This window comes from Halanaerobium sp. (assembly GCF_003070835.1).
Genome location: NZ_QBLR01000314.1, coordinates 1 through 3,836 on the forward strand (window position 1 = coordinate 1; position 3,836 = coordinate 3,836).

The 3,836-nt window shown below is 31.6% G+C and carries 3 protein-coding genes and 3 tRNA genes; 3 read left to right on the plus strand and 3 right to left on the minus strand.

From position 1 onward, the window contains the following. Positions 1 to 877 (plus strand): DUF4115 domain-containing protein (locus CI949_RS18105; RefSeq protein WP_290768973.1); only part of this gene is annotated, 877 nt, incomplete at its 5' end. A 98-nt stretch (positions 878 to 975) separates the two neighbouring features. Here the strand turns inward: CI949_RS18105 and CI949_RS18110 are convergent. Next, positions 976 to 1,060, minus strand: a tRNA-Tyr gene (locus tag CI949_RS18110). A 9-nt stretch (positions 1,061 to 1,069) separates the two neighbouring features. After that, positions 1,070 to 1,145 (minus strand) — tRNA-Glu (locus tag CI949_RS18115). 172 nt (positions 1,146 to 1,317) lie between these two features. Between CI949_RS18115 and CI949_RS18120 the strand changes: the two genes are divergently transcribed. Further along, complete coding sequence (locus CI949_RS18120; protein ID WP_089719124.1) at positions 1,318 to 1,887, plus strand: class I SAM-dependent methyltransferase; 570 nt, start codon at positions 1,318 to 1,320, stop codon at positions 1,885 to 1,887. A 109-nt stretch (positions 1,888 to 1,996) separates the two neighbouring features. Here CI949_RS18120 and CI949_RS18125 read toward each other — a convergent pair whose 3' ends face one another. Continuing rightward, entirely contained in the window at positions 1,997 to 3,400 is a 1,404-nt protein-coding gene (locus CI949_RS18125; RefSeq protein WP_073155483.1) for an NAD(P)/FAD-dependent oxidoreductase, read from the minus strand. A 338-nt stretch (positions 3,401 to 3,738) separates the two neighbouring features. On the opposite strand from CI949_RS18125, the gene CI949_RS18130 reads away from it, so the two are divergent. Then, positions 3,739 to 3,814: transfer RNA gene (locus tag CI949_RS18130), tRNA-Trp, on the plus strand. Positions 3,815 to 3,836 lie beyond the last annotated feature (22 nt).

Sequence of the window (3,836 nt, forward strand, 5' to 3'; positions counted from 1 at the left end):
AAATATTAAAGAAGAAAAGACAAATAATTTACATAAAGATTATCTGGATGGAAATAAAGTTTCTCATAAAATAAAAAGAAATAACAGCCGCAAAAAAAGTATTTTCAAGATTATTTTTATAGTAATTGCTGCCCTCTTTTTAACCGCAGCTGCTGTTTATACCTTTCAATATTTTAGCGACTCAGGAATAAGGTTATTGAATCAAAATAACAATGAAGAACAGCAAATTGTTAATCAGGGTGCAGAAATTGTAGAAAATGAAGAGAGTAATATGGAAGCTAACAATAAACAAAGTGCAGCTGATAATCAAGCTGAGATGGAAGTAGATCAGAACTCAATATTAGATGAATCAACAGCATCCAATGAGCAGTCTGATAATCAAAATGATATTTTAAATTCTATTAATGCTGATATTTTATCAAATCAAAATCCAGAAATTATAAACCAGAATAATTTTAACAATACAGCGGAAATTGATGATCTAGAAACTGATGAAATTAACCAGGAAGCAGTTAATAATGATTTAGATGCTGAAGCCAATAATGAGGCTCAAAACACTGCTGAGAATATTCCAGATACTGAAGAAAACCAACAACTTACAGAGGCAGATAGAAACATTGTTTTTAAAGCTAACGATACTGTTTGGGTTAATGTTAGACTTGATGGTGAATCTGCTTTTAGCGGTATTTTAGAAGCTGGAGACAGCAGAGAATTTGAGATTGATAATCAACTTTATATAAAAATTGGTAATGCCAGCGCTATTACAGCCTTAGTTAATGGGGAAGAAAGAGGTCCCTGGGGTGGAACTGGTGGTATTGCCGAACTGGAATTTACAGCTGCAGATGAAGGAATTCAAATAAATAATCTAAGGGAATAGTTAAATTAAGTTGTAGTTTGAATAATTTTTTATTAAAAATTCTATATTAAAGCAAAAAAACACCCGTTAAAAACGGGTGTTTTAGTATCATAAAAAAATGGTGGAGGGAAAAGGATTTGAACCTTTGTAGGCATCGCCGGCAGATTTACAGTCTGCTCCCTTTAACCACTCGGGCATCCCTCCTGATGAAATTGGTACCCTCAAGGGGATTCGAACCCCTGCCGCCAGGATGAAAACCTGGTGTCCTAGACCCCTAGACGATGAGGGCAAATTGCTTTTTTATAAGCACAATTAATAGTATATAGTAACTTTAGTTTATCGTCAATTAAATATATTTCTAGTTATAGATTATTTGAGCAGATTAAGTTAATAATGCTTTGGATTTTAGGCTGTATCTTAATTTTATTCATTTATAAATTAATTTAAAAAGGGTGAGATAAATGCAAAATGATTTTTTAAATGCTGTTGACTTTTCCCATTATTTATTAGCAAAAACAGTTAAAAAAGGAGATGTTGTTCTTGATGCAACTGCAGGAAATGGGCATGACAGCAAATTTTTGGCAGAATTAGTTGGAACAAAGGGTAAACTCTATGCCATTGATATTCAACATCAGGCTGTAAATAATACAATAAAGTTATTAAAAAAAGATTCATTATTTAAACAGGCTGAATTAATTAATTCTGATCATGCAGAATTAGATAAATATATAGAAGAAAGTTTGAAAGCTGTTATTTTTAATCTTGGTTATCTGCCGGGTGGAGATAAGGAGATAATAACTAAAAGTGAGAGTACAATTAAAGCTTTAAATAAAGCTTTAAAAATTTTAGAAGTTAAGGGAATAATTATACTTGTTGTATATACAGGTCATGAGGGTGGAAAAGAAGAAAGAGATGTCTTACTGAAGTACAGCACTGATCTTGATTATAAAAAATATAATGTTTTAAATTACAAGTTTTTAAATCAACCAGGACCACCACCGGAAATCATCGCCATCAAAAAACGAAAATAAAATTAATAAATGTATAAAAGCAAAAAGCAGGTAATTGACAAAGATCATTAAGATCAGTTCAATTAGCCTGCTTTCTTTAAATTTATTAATATATTTTTTTAGATGATTCTTAAATAAACTTCTTAGCTAATTTAGGAACCATACCTGAATTAGTTTTATTCATCATCCACTTTTCAGCAACTCGTTTATTCATCAGTGAAATTGTTGGGAAAGAGTGCTGTGTCACCATAATATCAAACATTGAAATATTATGCTGGATTGCTAGAACCCATTCATGAATTAACTCACTTGCCTGCTCACCAACAATTGTAGCACCATAGATTTTACCTTTGCTGTTGGTTATTACCTTAACAAAACCTTCAGGCTTACCATCAGCAATGGTTCTTCCATAATCCTCATATTTTTCTTTAACTATCTGATAGTCTATTCCTTTTTCTTTAGCTTCTTTTTCAGTAATACCTGCCTGAGCAATTTCTGGTTTGGTAAATACAGACCAGGGAACAAGGAAGTCATCATATTTAAACTGCTTGATAGGAGTTGGATTGATAGCATTCATTAAAGCTAACATTCCCTGATGCATTGCAGCATGAGAGAGAAGAGCCTTACCATTACAATCTCCTACAGCATAAACTCCCTTTATATTTGTTTCTAATTTCTTATTGATTTTAATTCCGGTCTTATCGTATTTAATACCAGCCTGATCGAGGTTTAATGGTTCTAAAACAGCTTTTCTTCCGGTAGCTACTAATATTTTATCTGATTCAAAAACACCAGCATCAGTATGAATAATAATTTTTCCATCTTTTTCTTCAACTTTATTGATTGCTGTGCTGTTATATACACCAATACCTTCTTTTTTGAATTTATCTTCCAGAACTCGACCTGCTTCTTCATCACCGATAGGTACTAAATGATCGTCAATTTGGAACATATTAACTTCTGAACCTAATCTGGAAAAAGCCTGGGCCATCTCAGATCCAATTGCTCCACCACCAATAATAGTTAGTTTTTCCGGTATATTAGTCTGAGCAAAAATATTTAAATTTGTTAGACGGGGAACATCTTTTAAGCCAGGAATTGGTGGAATTAAAGGTTCAGTACCAGTAGCGATAAATATCTTATCAGCTGTATACTGCTTACCATCAACTTCAACAACCTTTTTATCAACAAACTTTGCTTCCCCTTGATCAACAATGAGTTTTGCTCTTTCAAAAGCCTTCATTGTTTTATTACCACTAATTTCATTTACTTTTTCTCTTACAATTTCTAAAGGATTATCAATTTCTGTTTTACCTGAGAATTTAATTCCAAACTCTTTAAAATTCTCAGTTACTTCATTAACTTCTCCCGCTTTTAATAAAGCCTTACTTGGAACACAGCCGTAATTCAAACATTCTCCCCCAACTTTATGTTTTTCAATTGCGAGAATATCTAAACCCATATTTGCTGCCATAGCAGTTACTGCCATTCCTGCAGGACCCATTCCAATAACAATCAAATCATATTTTTCCATTATTAAACCACCTCTTATAACAATATATTTAGCTTTTACGATATAAATGATAATACATAATTAATAAAATATCAAGTTAATTTAGAACATTTAGTGTAAAAAACACGAAATGTATCAGAGTTTACATAGAAAAGGAAAATAAAGGAGAAAAATTCTATTATTAGAATTTTTTAATAATAAATCAAATAAAATATAATGAGATTATGTATAAAATAAAGTATTTTAAAGTAAAATAAGATTAAACTAAGCTAATATCAAATAATACCGAAAATAAGACTTGACCTATCCTTAGAACTTTATTATAATAATTATTGCTTGATTGAAAAACGCCTCTTCTTAGGGGAGTAGCTCAACTGGCAGAGTAGTGGACTCCAAATCCATTGGTTGCAGGTTCAATTCCTGTCTCCCCTGCCATTTTAAATTTATAATATGCTGA